This window comes from Streptomyces sp. LZ34 (assembly GCF_053890475.1).
In genome coordinates, this window is sequence record NZ_CM132680.1 from 6,505,213 (window position 1) to 6,526,478 (window position 21,266).

The 21,266-nt window shown below is 70.9% G+C and carries 17 protein-coding genes and 1 pseudogene; 10 read left to right on the forward strand and 8 right to left on the reverse strand.

The features are described 5' to 3' along the window. Positions 1-95 precede the first annotated feature (95 nt). Positions 96-1,862 (forward strand): phosphomethylpyrimidine synthase ThiC, encoded by a 1,767-nt coding sequence (thiC, locus tag ACWY4P_RS26530; protein WP_456202831.1) that lies wholly within the window; start codon positions 96-98, stop codon positions 1,860-1,862. 77 nt (positions 1,863-1,939) lie between these two features. Here the strand turns inward: thiC and ACWY4P_RS26535 are convergent, their stop codons facing one another. Beyond that, positions 1,940-3,097 (reverse strand): BRO family protein, encoded by a 1,158-nt coding sequence (locus ACWY4P_RS26535; protein WP_456202833.1) that lies wholly within the window; start codon positions 3,095-3,097, stop codon positions 1,940-1,942. 147 nt (positions 3,098-3,244) lie between these two features. Here ACWY4P_RS26535 and ACWY4P_RS26540 point away from each other — a divergent pair, with 147 nt between their 5' ends. Further along, on the forward strand, positions 3,245-3,796 hold the full coding sequence (locus tag ACWY4P_RS26540) for a TIGR03086 family metal-binding protein (RefSeq protein WP_456202835.1): 552 nt from the start codon (positions 3,245-3,247) through the stop codon (positions 3,794-3,796). Here the strand turns inward: ACWY4P_RS26540 and ACWY4P_RS26545 are convergent. The 3 genes from ACWY4P_RS26545 to ACWY4P_RS26555 all read right to left on the reverse strand — a co-directional run bounded on the left by ACWY4P_RS26545 (position 3,793) and on the right by ACWY4P_RS26555 (position 7,505). Beyond that, a complete protein-coding gene (locus ACWY4P_RS26545; RefSeq protein WP_456202837.1) occupies positions 3,793-4,746 on the reverse strand; it encodes a hypothetical protein in 954 nt (317 codons plus the stop codon). The genes ACWY4P_RS26540 and ACWY4P_RS26545 overlap by 4 nt on opposite strands. 192 nt (positions 4,747-4,938) lie before the next feature. After that, a complete protein-coding gene (locus ACWY4P_RS26550) occupies positions 4,939-6,168 on the reverse strand; it encodes a metallophosphoesterase (protein WP_456202839.1) in 1,230 nt (409 codons plus the stop codon). A gap of 236 nt (positions 6,169-6,404) precedes the next feature. Continuing rightward, on the reverse strand, positions 6,405-7,505 hold the full coding sequence (locus ACWY4P_RS26555; RefSeq protein WP_456202841.1) for a LacI family DNA-binding transcriptional regulator: 1,101 nt from the start codon (positions 7,503-7,505) through the stop codon (positions 6,405-6,407). Between the two features lie 499 nt (positions 7,506-8,004). On the opposite strand from ACWY4P_RS26555, the gene hisC reads away from it, so the two are divergent. The 5 genes from hisC to ACWY4P_RS26580 all read left to right on the forward strand — a co-directional run bounded on the left by hisC (position 8,005) and on the right by ACWY4P_RS26580 (position 16,559). Further along, entirely contained in the window at positions 8,005-9,084 is a 1,080-nt protein-coding gene (gene hisC, locus ACWY4P_RS26560; protein WP_456202843.1) for a histidinol-phosphate transaminase, read from the forward strand. Between the two features lie 213 nt (positions 9,085-9,297). Further along, on the forward strand, positions 9,298-10,890 hold the full coding sequence (locus ACWY4P_RS26565; RefSeq protein WP_456202845.1) for a cytochrome ubiquinol oxidase subunit I: 1,593 nt from the start codon (positions 9,298-9,300) through the stop codon (positions 10,888-10,890). A gap of 19 nt (positions 10,891-10,909) precedes the next feature. After that, entirely contained in the window at positions 10,910-11,917 is a 1,008-nt protein-coding gene (gene cydB / locus ACWY4P_RS26570) for a cytochrome d ubiquinol oxidase subunit II (protein ID WP_456213065.1), read from the forward strand. Positions 11,918-11,939: 22 nt separating this feature from the next. Continuing rightward, entirely contained in the window at positions 11,940-15,500 is a 3,561-nt protein-coding gene (gene cydD / locus ACWY4P_RS26575; protein ID WP_456202847.1) for a thiol reductant ABC exporter subunit CydD, read from the forward strand. 234 nt (positions 15,501-15,734) lie between these two features. Beyond that, positions 15,735-16,559 (forward strand): hypothetical protein, encoded by an 825-nt coding sequence (locus ACWY4P_RS26580; protein WP_456202849.1) that lies wholly within the window; start codon positions 15,735-15,737, stop codon positions 16,557-16,559. A 93-nt stretch (positions 16,560-16,652) separates the two neighbouring features. Here ACWY4P_RS26580 and ACWY4P_RS26585 read toward each other — a convergent pair whose 3' ends face one another. Beyond that, positions 16,653-17,546, reverse strand: coding sequence for a Cof-type HAD-IIB family hydrolase (locus tag ACWY4P_RS26585; RefSeq protein ID WP_456202851.1), 894 nt, complete (start codon positions 17,544-17,546; stop codon positions 16,653-16,655). Between the two features lie 43 nt (positions 17,547-17,589). On the opposite strand from ACWY4P_RS26585, the gene ACWY4P_RS26590 reads away from it, so the two are divergent. The 3 genes from ACWY4P_RS26590 (at position 17,590) to pspAB (ending at position 20,181) form a co-directional block, all read left to right on the forward strand. Continuing rightward, positions 17,590-18,498: an LLM class flavin-dependent oxidoreductase gene (locus tag ACWY4P_RS26590; RefSeq protein ID WP_456202852.1), complete on the forward strand. Its 909-nt coding sequence runs from the start codon at positions 17,590-17,592 to the stop codon at positions 18,496-18,498. Between the two features lie 174 nt (positions 18,499-18,672). Then, on the forward strand, positions 18,673-19,584 hold the full coding sequence (gene htpX / locus ACWY4P_RS26595) for a zinc metalloprotease HtpX (RefSeq protein WP_456202853.1): 912 nt from the start codon (positions 18,673-18,675) through the stop codon (positions 19,582-19,584). Between the two features lie 6 nt (positions 19,585-19,590). Beyond that, complete coding sequence (pspAB, locus tag ACWY4P_RS26600) at positions 19,591-20,181, forward strand: PspA-associated protein PspAB (RefSeq protein WP_456202854.1); 591 nt, start codon at positions 19,591-19,593, stop codon at positions 20,179-20,181. 24 nt (positions 20,182-20,205) lie between these two features. Here pspAB and ACWY4P_RS26605 read toward each other — a convergent pair whose 3' ends face one another. The 3 genes and pseudogenes from ACWY4P_RS26605 to ACWY4P_RS26615 form a co-directional block, all read right to left on the reverse strand. Beyond that, positions 20,206-20,433, reverse strand: a complete 228-nt coding sequence (locus ACWY4P_RS26605) for a DUF397 domain-containing protein (RefSeq protein WP_456202855.1) — start codon at positions 20,431-20,433, stop codon at positions 20,206-20,208. A gap of 18 nt (positions 20,434-20,451) precedes the next feature. Beyond that, a pseudogene (locus ACWY4P_RS26610) lies at positions 20,452-20,778 on the reverse strand (DUF5753 domain-containing protein); the annotation flags it as partial. 106 nt (positions 20,779-20,884) lie between these two features. Continuing rightward, a complete protein-coding gene (locus tag ACWY4P_RS26615; RefSeq protein ID WP_456202856.1) occupies positions 20,885-21,256 on the reverse strand; it encodes a hypothetical protein in 372 nt (123 codons plus the stop codon). Positions 21,257-21,266 lie beyond the last annotated feature (10 nt).

Below are 21,266 nucleotides of genomic sequence, written 5' to 3' on the forward strand. Positions count from 1 at the left end.
CTGATTGTGTCGGCCCGGGGATGACCCCGGGCCCCATGCTGCGCCGACCGCTGAACCTGTTACCGGGTAATGCCGGCGTAGGGAGTGGGTCTCACATGACTCTGCAGGATGCACGCACGCCTGAAATGCGCGAGTTCGGCTGGCATAAGGGATATGTCACCGGCTCGCGTCCGGACCTCCAGGTCCCGGTCCGCCGAGTGCACCTCACCAATGGCCAGGACGTCACGCTGTACGACACCTCCGGCCCGTACACCGACCCCCAGATCGAGACAGATGTCCGCCGCGGCCTCGCGCCGCTGCGGCAGAACTGGATCCTCGCCCGCGGCGACACCGAGGAGTACGCGGGCCGCCCCGTCCGCCCCGAGGACGACGGCATCAAGCACACGACGCCGCGCGGCGGGCTGCGCAACCTCGACGCGGTCTTCCCCGGCCGCCCCCGCCAGCCCCGCCGGGGCCGGGACGGCGCCGCAGTGACACAGCTCGCCTACGCGCGCCGGGGCGAGATCACGGCGGAGATGGAGTTCGTGGCGCTCCGCGAGAACGTCTCCCCCGAAGTGGTACGCGAGGAGATCGCGGCCGGCCGGGCGGTCCTCCCGGCCAACGTCAACCACCCGGAGATCGAGCCGATGATCATCGGCAAGCGATTCCTGGTGAAGGTCAACGCCAACATCGGCAACTCCGCCGTCACCTCCTCCATCGAGGAAGAGGTCGAGAAGATGACCTGGGCGACCCGCTGGGGCGCCGACACGGTCATGGACCTCTCCACCGGCCGCAATATCCACACCACCCGCGAGTGGGTGCTGCGCAACTCCCCCGTCCCCATCGGCACGGTGCCCCTGTACCAGGCCCTGGAGAAGGTCGACGGCAAGGCGGAGGAGCTGACCTGGGAGATCTACAAGGACACCGTCATCGAACAGGCCGAGCAGGGCGTCGACTACATGACGGTGCACGCGGGCGTGCGACTGCCGTACGTCCCGCTGACCGCCCGCCGCAAGACCGGCATCGTCTCGCGCGGCGGCTCCATCATGGCGGCGTGGTGCCTGGCCCACCACAAGGAGTCGTTCCTCTACACCCACTTCGAGGAGCTCTGCGAGATCCTCGCCGCGTACGACGTCACCTACTCGCTCGGCGACGGACTGCGCCCCGGCTCGATCGCCGACGCCAACGACGAGGCGCAGTTCGCGGAGTTGCGCACGCTCGGCGAGCTCAACCGGATCGCCAAGCGGCACAACGTCCAGACGATGATCGAGGGCCCGGGCCATGTCCCGATGCACAAGATCAAGGAGAACATCGACCTCCAGCAGGAGATCTGCGAGGAGGCCCCCTTCTACACCCTCGGCCCCCTCACCACCGATATCGCCCCCGCCTACGACCACATCACCTCGGGCATCGGCGCGGCGATGATCGCCTGGTGGGGCACGGCGATGCTCTGCTACGTCACGCCGAAGGAACACCTGGGCCTGCCGGACCGTGACGACGTCAAGACCGGCGTCATCACCTACAAGATCGCCGCCCACGCGGCGGACCTCGCCAAGGGCCACCCCGGTGCCCAGGAGTGGGACGACGCCCTGTCCGACGCCCGCTTCGAATTCCGCTGGGAGGACCAGTTCAACCTGGCCCTCGACCCGGACACGGCCCGCTCCTTCCACGACGAGACGCTCCCGGCGGAACCGGCGAAGACGGCGCACTTCTGCTCCATGTGCGGGCCGAAGTTCTGCAGTATGAAGATCAGCAGAAGCATCACAGAGCAGTTCGGCGGCGACGCCAACGCGACGCCTGAGGAGGTTGAAGCGGGGATGCTTCAGAAGTCCAAGGAGTTTGCGGCGGCGGGGAATCGCGTATACCTGCCGCTCGCGGACTGATCGACCGCTAACGTACGAATGGGCCCGAAGCCGCAACTTGGTTTTGCGACTTCGGGCCCTCGTGCCGTGTCGGGGGACTACTTCAGGACGTACACCGGAGCGCCGTCCGGGGTGACCCCGGTCTGCCGGATGCAGCCGCGCTTCTGCAGCATGCGCAGCGCGTCATGTACGCGGTGCTCGGTGAGTCCGGTGACGGACGCGATGGCGTTCACTGGATAGAGGCATTCGCCTTGGTCGATGATCGCCGGCAGGATGTACACGGCCACGGCCCAGATGTCGGCGGTGATCACGAGGTTGCGCTCGCGCCACTCGGCGATCACCGAGGCCGGTGTCACCAGGGTCGGCGCGGGCAGATCCCGCAAGTGGCGTGTGCTGTCTCCGATGCCTCCCATGCGGTCCGCGAGCCGGTTGATCGTCACGGGGATCTCGCTCATGTACTGCATCAGCACATGGGCGGCGGTCTGCCCGGCGGTGAACGACTCCCGCTGGACGTTGGTGGACTCGCGGATTGCCTCAGCGATCTCGCGCTGCACGCGCTCCGCCTCCCGCTGCGCTTCCCGCTGTGCTTCGAGGGCTTCCCGCTGCGTCTTGGCGATCTTCTGCTGCGCCTCGGCGGCCTCCCGCTGTGCCTCTACGGACTTCCGCATCATCTCGGTGCTCTCGCGGCGCAGCTCCATCGCTTCGCGCTGCATGGCGATCATCTGCGCGTCCATGCTGAGGTTGTGCTCCTCGAGCCGGACGATGGCGTCGGCGACCTCCTTCGGCATGGCATAGGCGGTGGGGGCGTCCGGGACCGTCGGCTGCACCTCGGCCTTTTCGAGCGCGTAGGAGCCATGCCGCTGGATGGCGACCACGACATCGGTCACCCAGTTCTTGAAGGGCTCGGACTCCGGCTTGGTGCAGCCGTTGACCAGTCGGATGAGACCTTGCAGATTCACCATCTGCATAGACTTCTTGAGCCCGTGACCTGCAATTTTGCGCGAACCGTCTAGTCCATAGACGCTTTGCGCAAGATCTACGAGGCTTACGCAGCCTTCGGGGACGTGCCAGGTGATTGCCTGACGGGTGTTCGCGTAGCCCAAGTCCTTGGCCACATCCACCGCCGGAAACCAGTGGGTCCCGTCCGGCATCGTGAGCCGCCGCACGCGGGCTCCGGTCGCCGCGTACACGAAGTCGTTGATGTCGATCGCGTCCTGCTTGCCCGCCGGGTTCGGCGGGGTGTTTTGTGTGCTCATGGAAGCGCCACCTCCATGACGGACGTTATGCAGCCCAGTCCCTGAAGATCCCATGATTAAGGGCAAGTTCGCTCATAAGGTGGGGAGTAAGGCATTCCGCTGGCGTGAGATCACCGGCCATGAACAACCGACCCCTGGAACAGCCCCATGGACAACTGTCACGCACTGCGTACGGTCAACGCCCAGTTCGCCGAAATCCTCAGTAAGGCGAAGGAAGAGGACTGGGAGTTACCCACCCCGTGCAGCGAATGGAACGTCCGCGATCTGGTGCGGCATGTGATCGGCGGGCACGTCGCGGTGGCTTCTCTGCTGACGGGTGAGGAGCTTGTCGCCGGGCCCGGTGATGCGGTCGGGGTGTGGGCGGCGCGGGTGGAGGCGGCGGTTGAGGGGGCCGGGGTGCTGGAGCGGGTGGTGCGGCATCCGGTGTTCGGGGAGCTGAGCGGGGACGCCGCCGTGATGATCCGCTGGGGGGATGTGTGCGTCCACGCGTGGGACCTGGCGCAGGCCCTGGGCGTGGACTTCACCCCGGAGCCGGGACTGGCCGAGGCCGCGCTGGAATGGCTGGTGCCGTTCGGTCCGGGCCTCGGCGCCTCGGGGATGTTCGGGGAGGGGGCCGACCCGGGGCCGGGGGCCGACGCCTTCGCCCGGGTGCTCGCCATCACCGGGCGGGGCGCTCGGCCCGCGGGCCAGGGGCATTAGTCGGGCTGGTGTTCCGGGCCGCCGTAGTCGGGGCTGGTGAAGTCCGGGCTGCTGAAGCGGGGGCGGGTCTTGGGGACGTCGCCCTCAGTGCTGAAGCCGGGGCGGCTGTAGCCGAGGTGGGGCGTGCGGCCGGTGGCTTCGGAGCGGCTGGGGGCATAGCTGGCCGAGGGGGACGAGGGGCGCGTCGGGGAGGAGGCGGGGGACGGGGCCGGGGAGGTGTGGGAGCCGTCGGCCGCCGTCGGGTCCGCGAGCGTGTCGCGCAGGAAGGGCACCACGCCCCGTTCGAGCAGCGCCAGCCGCCAGGCTTCTCTGGCGCGGTCCACCTCTTCGCGCTGCGCGCTGCGCGCGCTGCCCCGGAGCGCGCCTGAGCCGTTGCGCAGCGCGGTGAGCAGAAGGCCGACGGTGGCGATCAGCAGGCCCGCGGCGGTGAGCGCGGCGAACAGCCAGCCCGCGGTGACCATGGGCTGGGCTATGGACGGCGCCGGGTGGAGCAGGTGCAGGAGGTAGCCGGCGAGGAGGAAGATGACCGCCGCGGTGCCGGCCAGGACCGGGGCCAGGACGGAGAGCACGGCGACGAGTCCCGCGCCGGACGCCGCGTCTCCCACCGCGGTGGCGAGTCCGCCCGTGGCCGCCACCTCGTCGGTCTCTGGCTCTGTGCCCGGGAGCGCCTCTGTGCTCGGCAGCGCCTCGCGCGCGTCGGTCCGGGCGGAGGGCGCGGGCTGGCGCAGCTTCTCGCGGGCGGCCACATAGTGGTGGTATTCGTCGGCCGCGCTCGCCGCGATGGCGGCCGCGGCGTTCATCGCCATGGTGCGCAGTTGCTCGGTGTTGAGCCGCTGGCCGACGCCGCTGAGGTCCGCGCGGCGGTCCGCGGTACGCAGCGCCTCATCGAGAACCCGCTCGAACTCCGGGCGGTCCTCGACCAGCAGGTGCGGAGCGCTGTTCATGTGCATCCCCCGATGCTCCGTAGGGCCTTGATGCCGGCTGTCACCGGGCAGTGGGGCGGAAACGGAGGAGAGCCTGCTACGGATAAGCCGATGGTAGAGCCGATCCGGCGCGGGGTGACAGTAGGTTTCCCGAATTCGCTCCGCGTCGTTGAAACTGTCTATCTTCCCCGAACGGCGTGGTATGAACCCTCAGAATCCTCAGAGATCCAGCGGGAGTTGGACGACCAACAGCTTTCCGGCCATGGTGACGCCGCCGTCCATGGCGACCGCGAGGTTGTCCGCGTAGACGTGCGGGCCCTCGACGGTCGGTGTGCCGTCGTCCTCGCCCTCCTCGGAGCCGACCTCGCCGAGCAGGTACGGGATCGGGCTGTGGCCGTGGACGATGCGCTGCCCGCCGTAGGTGTCGAGCAGTTCGCGGACGGCCAGTGGGCCGGCGTCCTCGTCGCGGAAGGCGAAGCGCTTGGTGAACTTGCGGAACAGGTCCCAGCACTCGTCGGCGTCGCTGCGCTGAAGCGTCTCGGTCACGGTGTCGTTGACGGCCTCGATGGAGTCGCCGTATTCGAGGTAGGCGGTGGTGTCGGAGTGCACGAGCAGGTGGCCGTCCTGCTCGCTCATCGCGTCGAGCCGGGACATCCACTGCAGGTGGTGGTCCTCGAGCCGCTCCATGTCGGTGCGCTGGCCGCCGTTGAGGAGCCAGGCGGCCTGGAAGGAGGCGGTGCCGGCGCCGGAGTTGACGGGGGTGTCGCCGAAGCGCTTGGCACCGATGAGCAGTAGTTCGTGGTTGCCCATCAGGGCCTTGCAGTAGCCGCCGGCGGCCGCGGCCTCGGCGGAGAGCTGCATGACCAGGTCGATGACGCCGATCCCGTCGGGGCCGCGGTCGGTGAAGTCGCCGAGGAACCAGAGCCGGGCGTTGCCCGCGGACCAGCTGCCCTTGGCGTCGATCAGTCCTTGGGCGGCCAGTGCCTCGCGCAGCTCGTCGAGGTAGCCGTGCACATCGCCCACGACGTACAGCGGGCCGGGCCCTTCGGCCTCGGGCTCCTGGGAGCGCTCGGGGTCGGGGACCGCGGTGAGCGCGACGGTCGGGCGGTCCTGCGGGGGCACCAGGGGGGTGTCCGGGAGGGTGTGCCCGGGGCCCATGACCGGCAGGGAGCGCTCGGTGGGGGTGTACTCCGCGGGCCGGGCGGGCACGGCGGGGTGCGCCGCGGGCGCCGGAGGCGGGGCGGGCTGGGCCGGATCGCGGGGGACCCGGCCGCGCGGGACCGTGCCGTAGGGCATCCCGCCGTACGGGTTCGGGGCGGGAGGGACCGCGCCGCCCGGGAGCGGGCCGGGCGCGGCGGACGTTCCGTACGCGGACACGGGCGGGACTGCCGCCGTTGTCCGTGCCGTGGCTCCCAGACCGGCCCCCTGAGTCATCGACCCCTCCACCATCGCGCCGCTGTGCCACCGTGTGGACCATGCCTGGTCGAGGGCGGTCCGTGGTGTCGTCCGCCCATCATAGGAATGACCGTACGGGCTTGTGACGCACCAGGGTGCCGTCAATCGGGGTGCGGTCCCAGTTCGACGGTCTTTTATCCCGGATTGGCCCGGTAGGGGAAGCCGATCGGGCTCGGGTGCGTCTCGCGTCATCCTCAAGTCTTCCTCAGGTTACGGCCGCCCCCAGGCCGTCAGCCCCCGGTACGGCTGCGCGGCGCGCTGACCGTGGTGCGTGGCGGACGCCGTTGCGAGGACGTCCGCACGATCAGTTCGGTGGGTATCACCCGCTCGACGGGGTGCTCGGCGCCTGGTCCCTCGATGGCGTCGATCAAGAGCTGTACGACGGCGGTGCCGATCCGGCGGGGCTTGAGGGAGAGGGTGGTGACGGACGGTTCGGTGGTGCGGTAGACGGCGGACTCGCTGCAGCACACCAGCAGCAGGTCCTCGGGGACGCGCAGACCGTGGCGGCGGGCGGCGGCCAGCAGGTCGGTGCCGTTGGGGTCGAACAGGCCGTAGACGGCGTCGGGGCGGTCGGGGCGGGCCAGCAGGCGGTCGGCGGCGACGGCTCCGGCGCACGGGTCGTGGGCCGGGTACTTCTCGTACACCGGGTCCTGTCCGACCCGCTCGCACCAGTGCAGATACGCGGTGGTGGACAGCCGGGTGTAGGTGTCGGTGGTGGTGCCGGTGAGCAGTCCGATGCGGCGGGCGCCGGAGTCGGCGAGGTGGTCGAGCAGCCCGAGGACGGCGGCCTCGTGGTCGTTGTCCACCCAGGCGGTGACGGGGAGGGTGCCGGCCGGGCGGCCGTCGCTGACCACGGGGATGCCCTGGCGCAGCAGGTCGGTGACGACGGGGTCGTGGTCGGAGGGGTCGATGACGACGGTGCCGTCGAGGGCGACGTTGGACCACACGTCGTGGCGGGAGGTGGCGGGCAGGATGACGAGGGCGTAGCCGCGGGCTAACGCGGCGGAGGTGGCGGCGCGCGCCATCTCCGCGAAGTACGCGAATTCGGTGAAGGTGAAAGGTTCATCCCCGTAGGTGGTCACGGTCAGGCCGATGAGGCCGGACTTGCCGGTACGGAGGGTGCGGGCCGCGGCGGAGGGGCGGTAGCCCAGCCGTTCGGCGACCTCGCGGACATGGCGGCGGGTGGCGTCCGGGAGCCGGCCCTTGCCGTTGAGCGCGTCGGAGACGGTCGTGATCGAGACCCCGGCTGCGGCGGCCACGTCCCGGATGCCCGCCCGTTCCAGCCGGCGGCCGGTCGACCGGCTCACCTGGTGCTTCCCTGCTGCTGTCATGGCGAGCCGATAGTAGGGCGAGGGTGGCCCCTCCGTGCGGGGGTACGCTTGCCCCAGCGAAGGCACGTTTCTGCATGAGCGCTATGCCCAATTCCCTTAGAAATCAAGCCAGTTGACGGTTTGGGTGGGTCAGTAGTCGCCTCTGGCATATCCACGCCTGCCGATTGGTCGTTGTCTCGAAGAGGTCTCAACTCACCTGCATGGGTGATGCGCGCCAGGGCGCTCGCCACCGGCGCGCGGCAGAAGCGGAATCGCTCCCCCTCAGCTGTACGCCTTCCCGCGCCGGGGCCAGCCGGCCCGTGCGCCCGGTCCTCGCACCCCGCGCGCCGGGATGCTCGCGCCCTGTGCGCCAGCTTCCCGCGTCCTGTGCGCGGGGTTCTCGCGGCCCGTGCCTCAGGCCCCGCTCGCCGGTACGCCCGGCCCAGGATGCCTCATAAAGTGTGAGGTAACGACGTGCGCGGGCGCCGCGCACGGACGGGACGGTCGAGGAGGAGCCGCAGTGACTGAGAAGAGCCCCAAGCTGCGTGCCGCGCTGGACGGCATACCGACGTACAAGCCCGGCAAGCCGGCCGCGGCGAGCGGGCCGGCGGCCTTCAAGCTGTCCTCGAACGAGAACCCCTATCCACCGCTCGCGGGGGTGCTGGAGACCGCGACGGCCGCCGCCGCCTCCTTCAACCGCTATCCCGACCTGGCCTGCACCGCCCTGACGGCCGAGCTGGCCGACCGCTTCGATGTGCCGCAGGAGCACCTGGCCACCGGCACCGGCTCGGTCGGCGTGGCTCAGCAGCTGGTGCAGTCGACGGCCGGGCCCGGCGACGAGGTGATGTACGCCTGGCGGTCCTTCGAGGCATATCCGATCATCACGCAGATCTCCGGGGCGACGTCGGTGCGGGTGCCGCTGACCGACGGCGAGGTGCACGACCTGGACGCGATGGCGGACGCGGTCACCGAGCGCACCCGGCTGATTTTCGTCTGCAACCCCAACAACCCGACGGGCACGGTGGTGGGCCGGGACGCTCTGACCCGCTTCCTGGACCGGGTGCCGTCCGATGTGCTGGTGGTGCTGGACGAGGCGTACATCGAGTTCATCCGGGACGAGCGGGTGCCGAACGGCATCGAGCTGTACCGGGAGCGGCCCAATGTGTGCGTGCTGCGCACCTTCTCCAAGGCGTACGGCCTGGCGGGGCTGCGCGTCGGCTTCGCGATCGCGCATGAGCCGGTCGCGGCCGCGCTGCGCAAGACGGCGGTGCCCTTCGGGGTCAGCCAGCTGGCGCAGGACGCGGCGGTGGCCTCGCTGCGCAGCGAGGACGCGCTGCGCGAGCGGGTGGACGCGCTGGTCGCGGAGCGGGCGCGGGTGAGTGAGGCGCTGGCCGGGCAGGGGTGGACGGTGCCCGAGTCGCAGGCGAACTTCGTATGGCTGCGGCTGGGGGAGCGCACGGTGGACTTCGCGGCGGCGTGCGAGGCGGCGGGCGCGGTGGTGCGCCCGTTCGCGGGTGAGGGGGTGCGGGTGACGATAGGCGAGGGCGAGGCGAACGACATCTTCCTGCGCGCCGCCGAGGAGTTCCGCAAGGAGCTGTGACGCGCCGCGGGCCGTCGGCGGGGAGCCGCGACGGCCCCGCATCCGGCGAAGCATACCGATACGTTCCGCTTACGCCCCTTCCACCCCCCGGTGAGAAGGGGCGTACGCATGTGCGTATCATAGCTTGTGAATGTGAATACGTTCACAAGCTCCCTTTGGGGTGCAGGCGAACCCTGCAGGCAAGACCAGGCAAGACCGTAAGGAGAGATTCCCGTGGATCTGGCTCTGGCGCCGGAGACGCTGGCGCGATGGCAGTTCGGCATCACCACCGTCTACCACTACCTCTTCGTCCCGCTCACGATCTCTCTCGCGGCCATCACCGCCGGTCTGGAGACGGCCTGGGTCCGCACCGGCAAGGAGAAGTACTTCCACGCGACCAAGTTCTGGGGAAAGCTCTTCCTGATCAACATCGCGATGGGCGTGGTCACCGGCCTCGTCCAGGAGTTCCAGTTCGGCATGAACTGGTCGGACTACTCGCGCTTCGTCGGTGATGTCTTCGGCGCCCCGCTCGCCATGGAGGCGCTGCTCGCCTTCTTCTTCGAGTCCACCTTCATCGGGCTGTGGATCTTCGGCTGGGACAAGCTGCCGAAGAAGATCCACTGCGCCTGCATCTGGATCGTCTCGCTGGGCACCGTCCTGTCCTCGTACTTCATCCTCGCCGCCAACTCGTGGATGCAGCACCCGGTCGGCTACGCCATCGACAAGGCCACCGGCAAGGCGCGGCTCACCGACATCTGGGCGGTGCTGACCCAGAACACCACCCTGGTCGTGGTCTTCCACACGCTCACTGCCGCCTTCCTCACCGGCGCCGCCTTCATCATCGGTATCTCCTCCTTCCACCTCTGGCGGGCCAAGCGCCGCCAGGACCGCGGCGAAGAGCTCGCCGAGAAGCAGAAGAAGCAGATCCCGGCGATGCGGGCGTCGCTGCGCGTCGGGCTGGTGGTCGCCGTGATCGCGGGCCTGGGGTCCGCGGTCAGCGGCGATCAGCTCGGCAAGGTGATGTTCGAGCAGCAGCCGATGAAGATGGCCGCGGCCGAGGCGCTCTGGGACACCGAGACGCCCGCGCCCTTCTCGATCTTCGCCGTCGGCGATGTCGGCAAGGGGCACAACAGCGTCGAGCTGGAGATCCCCGGGATGCTGTCGTTCCTCGCGCACAGCAACTTCACCGACTCCGTCCCCGGCATCAACGACGTGGCCGCGAGGGAGGCCGCCGCCTACGGCGGGCAGCCCGAGGACTACATCCCCAGCATCTTCATGACCTACTGGGGCTTCCGGCTGATGATCGGCTTCGGGATGACCTCGTTCGTCGCCGCGCTCATCGGGCTGTGGACGACCCGGCGCAAGAAGTGGCTGTCGCCCGCCTTCCGCACCAAGGAGGACGAGGTGCCGCGGCTCATGCTCACCAAGAAGCGCGAGATGAGCCCCCTGCTGACCAAGTGGTCCTGGCGGATCGGCATCCTGACCATGGGCTTCCCGCTGATCGCCAACTCCTTCGGCTGGATCTTCACCGAGATGGGACGCCAGCCGTGGGTGGTGTACGGGCTGATGAAGACCTCCGACGCGGTCTCCCCCGGCGTCAGCCAGGCCGAGGTCCTCATATCCCTGGGCGTCTTCACGCTGCTGTACGGCGTGCTCGCGGTGGTCGAGGTGCGGCTGCTGACCAAGTACGCCAAGGCCGGGCCGGACACCGACGAGAAGCCGCCGGCCAAGGACCCCCGGCTGCGGCTGCCCTCCGGCGGACCGGGGGCCGGGGGCGCCGCCGCCGGCGAAGCCGACGCCGACAAGCCGCTGACCTTCGCGTACTGAGCCGGAGAGAGCCATGTCACTGCACCTTCACGACGTCTGGTTCGTACTGATCGCCGTCCTGTGGACGGGCTACTTCTTCCTCGAGGGCTTCGACTTCGGCATCGGCGTGCTGACCAAGCCGCTGGCCCGGGACCGTACGGAACGCCGGGTGCTCATCAACACCATCGGCCCCGTCTGGGACGGCAACGAGGTCTGGCTGATCACGGCGGCCGGCGCGACCTTCGCCGCCTTCCCCGACTGGTACGCCACGCTCTTCAGCGGCTTCTATCTGCCACTGCTGGTCATCCTGGTCTGTCTGATCCTGCGCGGCGTCGCCTTCGAGTACCGGCACAAGCGCCCCGAGGAGCGCTGGCAGCGCAACTGGGAGAATGTGATCTTCTGGTGCTCGCTGCTGCCCGCGTTCCTCTGGGGCGCGATCTTCGCCAACATGGTGCGCGGGATGCCGATCGGACCGGACAAGAACTACGCCGGCGACCTGCTCGACCTGGCCAACCCGCACGCCCTGCTCGGCGGGGCGCTCACCCTGGTGCTGTTCACCTTCCACGGCGCCGTGTTCGCCTCGCTCAAGACGGTGGGGGACATCCGGACCCGGGCGCGGCGGTTCGCGGCGGGTCTCGGCCCGGCCGCCGCCGTGCTCGCGGTGGCCTTCCTCGGCTGGACACAGCACGACAGCGGCAACGGGCGGTCGCTGGGCGCGCTCCTGGTCTCGGTGGCCGCGCTGCTCGCCGCGCTGGTGATGAACCGGCGCGGACGGGAGGGCTGGGCGTTCGCCCTGTCCGGGGTGGCCATCGCCGCGGCGGTCGCGATGCTCTTCCTCGCGCTCTTCCCGGACGTCATGCCGTCCTCGCTGGACCCGAGGTGGAGCCTGACCACGGCGGACGCGGCATCCAGCCCGTACACGCTGAAGATCATGACCTGGGTCGCGGCCGTGATGACCCCGCTGGTGATGGCCTATCAGGCGTGGACGTACTGGGTCTTCCGCAAGCGGATCGGCACCCAGCACATTCCCGAGCCGACCGGTCACTGATCCCGCGGGTGGTGTGTTTCACGTGAAACCAGTCGACCCCCGGCTGCTGCGTCGCGCCCGGGCGACCCGTCTGTTCCTCGCCGCGTCCGTGGCGTTGGGGCTGGTTTCGGCGGGGCTTGTGGTGGCACAGGCGATGCTGATCGCCGAGGTGGTGGTCGCCGCCTTCGTCCACGGGGCGGCACCCGGGGAACTCGGGCGCCCGCTGGCGCTGCTGGCGGCCGTCGCCGTCGGCCGCGCCGCGGTCGCCTGGCTGACCGAGCTGGCCGCCCACCGGGCCGGGGCGGCGGTCAAGTCCGAGCTGCGGCTGCGGCTGCTCGCCCATGCGGCGCGGCTGGGGCCCGAGCGGATGGGCGCGCGGGGCGGCACGGGCGAGCTCACCACCCTCGCCACCCGGGGCATCGACGCCCTGGACGACTACTTCGCCCGCTATCTGCCGCAGTTGGGCCTGGCCGTGGTGGTGCCGGTGGCGGTGCTCGCCCGCATCGTCACCGCCGACTGGGTCTCGGCCCTGATCATCGCCGCCACGCTGCCGCTGATCCCGCTCTTCATGATCCTCATCGGCTGGGCCACCCAGTCCCGGATGGACCGTCAGTGGCGGCTGCTGTCCCGGCTGTCCGGACACTTCCTGGACGTCGTCGCCGGACTGCCCACCCTCAAGGTCTTCGGCCGCGCCAAGGCCCAGGCAGCGTCGATCCGCGCCATCACCGCCGACTACCGGCGGGCGACGCTGCGCACCCTGCGGCTGGCCTTCCTGTCCTCCTTCGCCCTCGAACTGCTCTCCACCGTGTCGGTCGCCCTCGTCGCGGTCGGCATCGGCATGCGGCTGGTCCACGGCGAGCTGGACCTCTACACGGGCCTGGTGGTGCTCGTCCTCGCCCCCGAGGCGTATCTGCCGCTGCGGCAGGTGGGCGCGCAGTACCACGCGGCGGCGGAAGGGCTGACCGCCGCGGACGAGGTCTTCGCGGTCCTCGATCGCGAGCCCAGGGCCACCGGCGCCGAGCCCGCCCCCGACGCCCGGGACGCGGCCCTGACCGTGGCGGGGCTGGTGGTCCGCCACCCGGGCCGCGCCGAACCGTCCCTGGCCGAGACCTCGTTCGAGATCGCGCCGGGCGAGACGGTGGCCGTCGTCGGCCCCAGCGGGGCGGGCAAGACCACGCTGCTGAACGCCCTGCTGGGATTCGCCGAGCCGGCCGCGGGTCGGGTGCTGGTCGCGGGGCGGGACCTGGCGTCGCTCGACCTCGACAGCTGGCGCGGCCAGGTCGCCTGGGTGCCCCAGCGCCCGTACCTCTTCGCCGGGACGATCGCCGAGAACGTACGGCTGGCGCGGCCGGACGCCGATGACGCCGCGGTCCGGGCCGCGCTGCGGGACGCCGGCGCGCTGGACTTCGTGGACGCGCTGCCGCGCGGGGCCGACGCCCGCCTCGGCGAGATGGGCGCGGGCCTGTCCGCGGGCCAGCGGCAGCGGATCGCGCTGGCGCGCGCGTTTCTGGCCGACCGGCCGGTGCTGCTGCTGGACGAGCCGACCGCCAACCTGGACGGGGAGACGGAGGCGGCGGTCGTCGAGGCGGTACGGCGGCTGGCCGAGGGCCGCACGGTCCTCCTGGTCGTCCACCGCCCGGCCCTGCTGCCCCTCGCCGACCGCGTGGTGCGGCTGCCCGGCCCCGCCGCCGCGCTCCCGGTTCCGGCCCCACGCGCCGTCCCGGTGAACGGCGCGCCCCAAGGCGCACACCAAGGCGCGCCCCAAGGCGCGCATCAAGCGGCGACGGCCACCGACCCGGCGTACGAGGCGCCCCGGGCCCGGGAGTACCGCTCGCCGCTGGCGTGGGTGCGGGAGTCGGGACGGGCCTGGCGGGGGCGGTTCGCGCTCGCGCTGCTGCTCGGAACCCTCGCGCTGGGCAGCGCCGTCGGGCTGATGGCCGTCTCCGGATGGCTGATCTCCCGCGCGTCACAGCAGCCCCCCGTCCTCTATCTGATGGTGGCGGTCACCGCGACCCGGGCGTTCGGGATCGGCCGGGCCGTCTTCCGCTACGCCGAGCGCCTGGTCTCGCACGACGCCGTGCTGCGGGTACTGGCCGAACTGCGGGTCGCCGTGTACCGCAGGCTGGAGCGGCTGGCGCCGGTCGGGCTGAAGGACACCCGGCGCGGCGATCTGCTCTCCCGGCTGGTCGCCGATGTGGACGCACTTCAGGACTACTTCCTGCGCTGGCTGCTGCCCGTCGGCGCCGCGCTGGCCGTGGGCGTGGCCTCCATCGGCTTCACCGGCCTGCTGCTGCCGGAGGCGGGCGCCGTGCTGGCGGCCGGACTTCTGGTGGCGGGGCTGGTGGCGCCCCTCGTCTCCGGGGCGCTGGCCCGCCACGCGGAGCGCCGGCTGGCCCCGGCGCGCGGCACGCTGTCGGCGCAGGTCGTCGATCTGCTCACCGGCACCGCCGAGTTGACCGTCGCCGGTGCGCTGCCGCGCCGGCTGGACGAGGTGCGCCGCGCCGACGGCGTGCTCACCCGGATCGCCCGGCGGGCCGCGGCCGCCACCGGCGTGGGCGCCGGACTGTCCGCGCTGGCCTGCGGGCTGACCGTCGCCGCCGCGGCCTGGGTGGGCGTACGGGCGGTGGCCGACGGCCAGCTCGGCGGGGTGTGGCTGGCCGTCGTGGTGCTCATGCCGCTCGCCGCGTTCGAGGCGGTCGCGGGGCTGCCGCTGGCGGTGCAGCACCGCCAGCGGGTGCGGCGGGCCGCGCGGCGGGTGTACGACGTGGTGGACGGGGCGCCCGAGCGACTGGGCCCGGCCCCGGCGGCGGCCACGGAGACCCCGCAGGGGGCGTATCCGCTGGTGCTGAGCCGGATCTCGGCCCGGTATCCGGGGCGGCCCGAACCCGCCCTGGACGGGTTCGACCTGGAGCTGCGCCCGGGCCGCCGGGTCGCTGTCGTCGGCCCGTCCGGCTCGGGCAAGACCACCCTCGCCCATGTGCTGCTCCGCTTCCTGGACCCGCGGGCGGGCGCGTACACCCTCGCGGGCCGCGACACCGCGGCCATGGACCCCGACACGGTACGGCGGTTGGTGGGGCTGTGCGCCCAGGACGCCCACATCTTCGACAGCTCGCTGCGCGAGAACCTCCGGCTGGCCCGCACCGACGCGAGCGACGGCGAGCTGCGCGAGGCGCTGGCCGCGGCCCGGCTGCTGGAGTGGGTGGACGGGCTGCCCGACGGGCTGGACACGCTGGTCGGCGAGTCGGGCGCGCGGCTGTCCGGCGGGCAGCGGCAGCGGCTCGCCCTGGCCCGCGCACTGCTCGCGGACTTCCCGGTGCTGGTGCTCGACGAGCCCGCCGAGCACCTGGACTTGCCGACGGCCGACGCGCTGACGGCAGATCTGCTGTCCGCCACACGGGGGCGTACGACCGTGCTGATCACCCATCGGCTGGCGGGCCTGGAGGCGGTCGACGAGGTGATCGTGCTCGATGGAGGCCGGGCCGTACAGCGCGGGACGTACGCCCAACTCACTGCGGCAGATGGTCCGTTCCGGCGGATGCTGGAGCGCGAGGCCGGGGAGGGCAGCTCGCTGGCGGCGGTCGCTCCGGTGGCACCCCACAGGTGACTTTTCGCGGCGTACGTTTACGCGCCGACTCCAGGGGCCGGGCGCGGCGGCCGCCGACCGGATGTTAGCCCGGGCAGGGCAACTCCTCACCTGCGCGGGCCAACTATCGCCGCGTCAGCATGCGCACCGCCCATCACCGGCGGTGGGATGAGCCTCACGGGCCGCTTGGTCCTTTTATCGTCCCATCGCACTCCGCGACAGCTATTGGCCCGACGCGGGGAAGGAAGTCATCACGTGAACAGCCAGAGCGCAACCTCCAAACGATCCCGGACGCGCTGCCGGGCCTTCTTGGCCGCCGCCGTGACGGCGGTGGCCCTGAGCAGCCAGCTGCTGACCTCGGCCCCCACCGCCATCGCCGACGAGAGCCCCCTGGGCGGCGGTGGCCGCCCCAAGCCGCCCAAGCCGCCGGTGTACCCCACCGTCCTGCACGGGGTGCGGGAGTTCGCCACGGGCGGGACCTTCACGCCTCCCCCGGGCGTGACCTCGGTGCACGTCCAGGCATGGGGCGCCGGTGGCGGCGGCGGTGGCGGCGGCGGCGCAGCCACTGGCTCCGGCACCGGCAGCGGCGGCAACGGTGGTGGCGGCGGCGCCGGTGGCTTCACCTGGTGCGTCATCCCGGTCCAGCCCTTGCAGAGCTACACGGTGACCCTGGGCGGCGCCGGTGGTGGTGGCGGCGCTGGGGTCGTTGGCGGCAGCGGTGGCAATGGCGGCAATGGTGGCACCACGAGCGTGACCGATCCCAGCGCCGCCACCATCCTCAACGCGACTGGCGGTGCCCGTGGCCTCGGCGGCGCCCCCGGGGTGGGCACCACCGACGGCGCCGACGGTGCGGGCGGCGCCGGCGGCACGGGCACGTGCTCCACGGGCGGTGTGAGCCGGACCGGTGAGAGCGGGCAAAACGGAGGCGAGGGCGGCGAGGCGTTCGACGGCATCGTCGGGCCGCCCGGGACCCGCGGCGCAGGCGGCGACGGTGGCACCGGCGGCACCAACGTCCCCGTCGTCACACCCAGCACGGCGGGCGATTCCGGAGGCGCCGGATACGTCGTCTTCTTCTGGTGATACCGATTCGGTCCCACCGATCCCGGGCTCGCCGAGCCGCCCCCTGGCACACGGCCAGGGGGCGGCTCAGCCCCCGCCCCGGCCCCGGGCGCCTCAATCCTCCCGGATCCCCTCCAGGATCCGCTCGATGACCGCCGCGACGCCGTCCTCCTCGTTGCTCGCGGTGTGGCTGGTGGTCGACGCCAGCACGTGCGGGTGGGCGTTGGCCATCGCGTACGAGGTGCCAGCCCAGGCCAGCATGTCCAGGTCGTTGGGCATGTCGCCGAACGCCACGACCTCCTCGGGGGCGATGCCGCGCTGGGCGCAGCACCGGGCCAGGGTGCTGGCCTTGCTCACCCCCAGCCCGCTGATCTCCAGCAGGGCGGTCGGGCTGGAGCGGGTGAAGTCGCCGTGTGCGCCCGCCACGGCGCGGCCCAGCTCCAGGAAGGCGTCGGGCGCCAGAGCGGAGTGGTGGGCTAGCAGCTTGAGGACCGGCGTGCCGCCGCACTCGCCGTCCTCGTCCAGCAGCTTCTCGGCGGCGGCGATGACCGCGCTCGGGTCGCGGTTGAAGGGCGGGTATTCCGGCTCGTAGGCGATGCCGCCGGTGCGCTCGACCGCGAAGGAGGTGCCGGGGGCCGCGCCGCGCAGCGCCTCCACGATGGCCAGCGCCCGGTCGCCGGGCAGCGGGCGCGCCTCGATCAGCCGGCCGCCGTCGTGCAGATCGACGACGGCCGCGCCGTTCGCGCAGATGGCCAGGCCGTGGCCGTGCACATGGGCGCTGACCACGTCCATCCAGCGGGCCGGCCGGCCGGTGACGAAGAACACCTCGATGCCAGCCCGCTCCGCCGCGGCGAGGGCGGCGACGGTGCGGTCCGAGACCGTTTTGTCGTTGCGCAACAGGGTGCCGTCGAGGTCGGTGGCGATCAGCCGGGGCCGGGGGGTGGCGGGACGGGATCTGCCTGCGGCCGGGGTCTCGGACTGCTCGGTTGCTGGAGTCACGGCAACCATCCTCCCGCATATGCCGCGCACGAGTGCCTTTAGGCTCGATGGCATGCGACTGAGCACCGTGATCCTTCCTGTACGCCGCTGGTCCGAGGGCGGTCGAGAGGTGTGGCAGCGCGCCGAGGAGCTGAGTTTCCACGCCGCGTACACCTATGACCACCTGTCGTGGCGCAGCTTCCGCGACGGACCCTGGTTCGGGGCGATCCCGACCCTCACGGCCGCGGCCGCGGCGACGTCCCGGCTGCGTCTTGGCACCCTGGTCACCTCCCCCAACTTCCGCCACCCCGCCACGCTCGCCAAGGAGCTGATCTCCCTGGACGACATCTCCGGCGGCCGGATCACCCTGGGCATCGGGGCGGGCGGCTCCGGCTTCGACGCGACGGCGCTGCTGCCCGGCGCCGAGGAGGCGTGGACGCCGCGCGAGCGGGCCGACCGTTTCGGCGAATTCGTGTCGCTGCTGGACCGGCTGCTGACCGAGGACGCGGTGACCTACGAGGGCCGGCACTACAGCGCGCGGGAGGCGCGCAACATCCCCGGCTGCGTCCAGCGGCCCCGGCTGCCCTTCGCCGTCGCCGCCACCGGCCCGCGCGGGCTGCGGCTCGCGGCGCGGTACGGGCAGGCGTGGGTGACCACGGGCGACCCGAAGATCTACGAGACGGGGACGCCGGCCGAGTCGGTGGCCGCCATCGGCCGCCAGATCGACCGGCTGGGCGAGGCCTGCGCCGAGGCCGGGCGGGACGTGGCGGAGCTGGGCAAGGTCCTGCTCACCGGCTTCACCCCGGACCCGGGGCGGCCGCTCTCCTCCGTCGACGCGTTCGTCGACTTCGCGGGGGAGCACGCGCGGCTGGGCATCGACGAGATCGTGCTGCACTGGCCGATCCCCGACTCGGTCTTCGCGGCGGACCTCGCGGTCTTCGAGAAGATCGCCACGGACGGTCTGGCACAGCTCGACGGGTAGCCGGGGGTGCCGCAACCCTGATCCCGCAACTTCAAATAGGGCGAATGGATCAAAAGCCTTCACTCATATGTGACCGGTTTTGCTGGGGCAAGGCAGATTTACTCCGACAAGACGGCTATAGGGAGCAGAATCGGGTGTAGAGATTCCGGCCACCACCGTTGCTGGGAGGCATCCATGCCACGCACCCGATACGCCCCCGACCGAGGGCTGACCACCCGCATGGTGACCACCATGTTCTTCATCGGTCTGCTCTATGTGGTTTTCGTCGGCGTGCTGCTGGCCCTGCTGCGCGGGGCCTGGCCGCTGATCCTGGTGATCGCGGGCGGGCTTTTCGTGGTGCAGTTCTGGTTCAGCGACCGGATCGCGGCGTTCTCCATGGGCGCCCGGGAGGTCACCCCCGGCCAGGCGCCCGAGCTGCACGGCGCGGTCGACCGGCTGTGCGCGCTCGCCGACATGCCCAAGCCGAAGGTGGCCATCGCCGACACCGATGTGCCCAATGCCTTCGCGACGGGCCGTAACCAGCGCAACGCGATGGTCTGCGCGACGACGGGACTGCTGCGGAGGCTGGAGCCGGAGGAGCTGGAGGGCGTGCTCGCGCACGAGCTGTCACATGTCGCCCACCGGGATGTGGCGGTCATGACCATAGCCTCGTTCCTGGGCGTCCTGGCGGGCATCATGACCCGCGTCGCCCTGTGGGGCGGCCTGACCAGCCGGAACAGCCGGGACAGCAACACCGCCATCGCGGTGCTGATCATCCCGCTGGTGAGCGCCGTGGTCTACGCGATCAGCTTCCTGCTCACCCGGCTGCTGTCCCGCTACCGGGAGCTCAGCGCCGACCGCGCCGGCGCGTTGCTGACCGGCCGTCCCTCGGCGCTGGCCGCCGCACTGACCAAGGTGACCGGGCAGATAGCCCGAATACCCACCCGTGACCTGCGCCGGGCGGAGCCGTTCAACGCCTTCTACTTCGCCCCGGCGCTGAGCGGGCAGAGCCTGAGCCGGCTGCTGTCCTCGCACCCCACGCTGGAGCAGCGACTCGACCAGCTGTCCCGCATCTCCGCGCAGCTCGGCCGGGCGGAGAGGAGCTGAGGGGCCATGGGGTTCTGGGACGCGGTCCTCGGCCGCAGCAAGCCCGCACGACCCGACCTCGACCAGCTCTTCGCGCTGCCGTCGGCCGCGGTGACGCTGGAGGCGGAGGCGGGGTTCACCGCTACGGGTCTTGGCTCGGTGTGCTTCGCGAGCGTCGAGGGCGGCGCCTTCGACCGGCTCCAGGAGGAGGTGCGGGCCCTGCTGGACGCGGACACCGAGCGCGGCGGGGTGCCCGTCGAGTTCAGCCGGGACGAGTACGGCTACACCTGGCTGCTGGCGCGGCAGCCACGGGACGATCTGGCGGCCCTGGTGAGCGATCTGCACGCGGTCAACACCCTGCTCCAGGACGCCGGTTTCGGCCCGCAGCTGCTGTGCTCCCTGGTCGGCTTCCGGGACACGGACGGCCGGCCACTGGCGCTGGTGTACCTCTACAAACGCGGCACCTTCTACCCCTTCGCACCGCTGCCAGGACGTGGCGAGAAGCGCGACAACGCGCTCGAGCTCCAGGTGCGGGGGCTGCTCGGCGACGATCTGCGGGTCGAGGAGGACCTGAGCCGCTGGTTCCCCGTATGGGGCGCCCCCGGCATGGTCGGCTGAGCGCCCCAGGGGCTCTCTACGGGGTCAGATGTCGCAGGTCTTGGCGAAGGCCACGAACGACGACCAGGCGGCGGCCTCGAATATGAGTGCCGGGCCGTCGGGAACCTTGGAGTCCCGTACGGGGACCAGACCGGAGGCGGCGATGTTCGGCGCCCACTCAACGCAGCTGCCGCCTCCGTTGCCGCTATAGCTGGACTTGATCCACTTGATGCTTTCTTCGTAGGCAACCTGACTACCGGAGTCCAGAGTCATCAGTGTCAACGTTCCGCCTACCAAGGCATGCCCGCCGTGATCGAACGGTAGAACCTGCACGACGGTCGTGGGGGTTTCCGTCAACTCAATGAGGCGGGCCAGTTGCGCCCGCATGACCACCGGGCCACCGAAGTGGCGGCGAATCACTGCCTCATCGAGGATGTAGAACAGGTCCGGTGCCGGGTCGGTTTGCAGCAGTACTTGCCGACTCGCGCGAGCCGACCACAGCTCATCAATCCCGTTCGGCGTGGCCTTCGGGTTGTGTTTTTCGAACTGTGCACGGGCGTAGCCCTCCGTCGAGGGCGTACAGCTTCCCGAAGATGCCGTCAGTTCCGAACGCGGTATCCAGCATGGAAGGTAGCTCCGGCGGAATCATGGATTCTGCCGTCTCGAACCGCGCCAGCGAACTCTTGCTGAACTTGGTGACCCCGGCCAGAGTGGTTCGGGGCCGTCACGCGCCGCCCTGCCTGTTGGCAACGTAGCGGGAAATAATACTTGAGGCACCTCTCGCTCCAACGCGTTGAGACAGAAACTCATCCAGGAGAACAAAGAGTGCTTTGACTGCCTTTGAATCGGCTTCCTCGTCGACAGGATACCCACTTGCCGTAGAGAGGCCCGCTACCCGCAACACCAAGGAGGACCAGGTGACGTTCGCTTCAGCTTCCGTCTTCATGGCCAGCCACTCCGGAAACCCGACAAGCAACCCCCAATCGTTGCCGGCATCACAGCCCGTAATGAAAGCGACGTGCTGCCGATAACTTCCGTCCAATCCGTATGCATTTGGACGCCTGTTTACGTCGGCGAAGAGTTTGCGATAATCCATTCTTGGCACC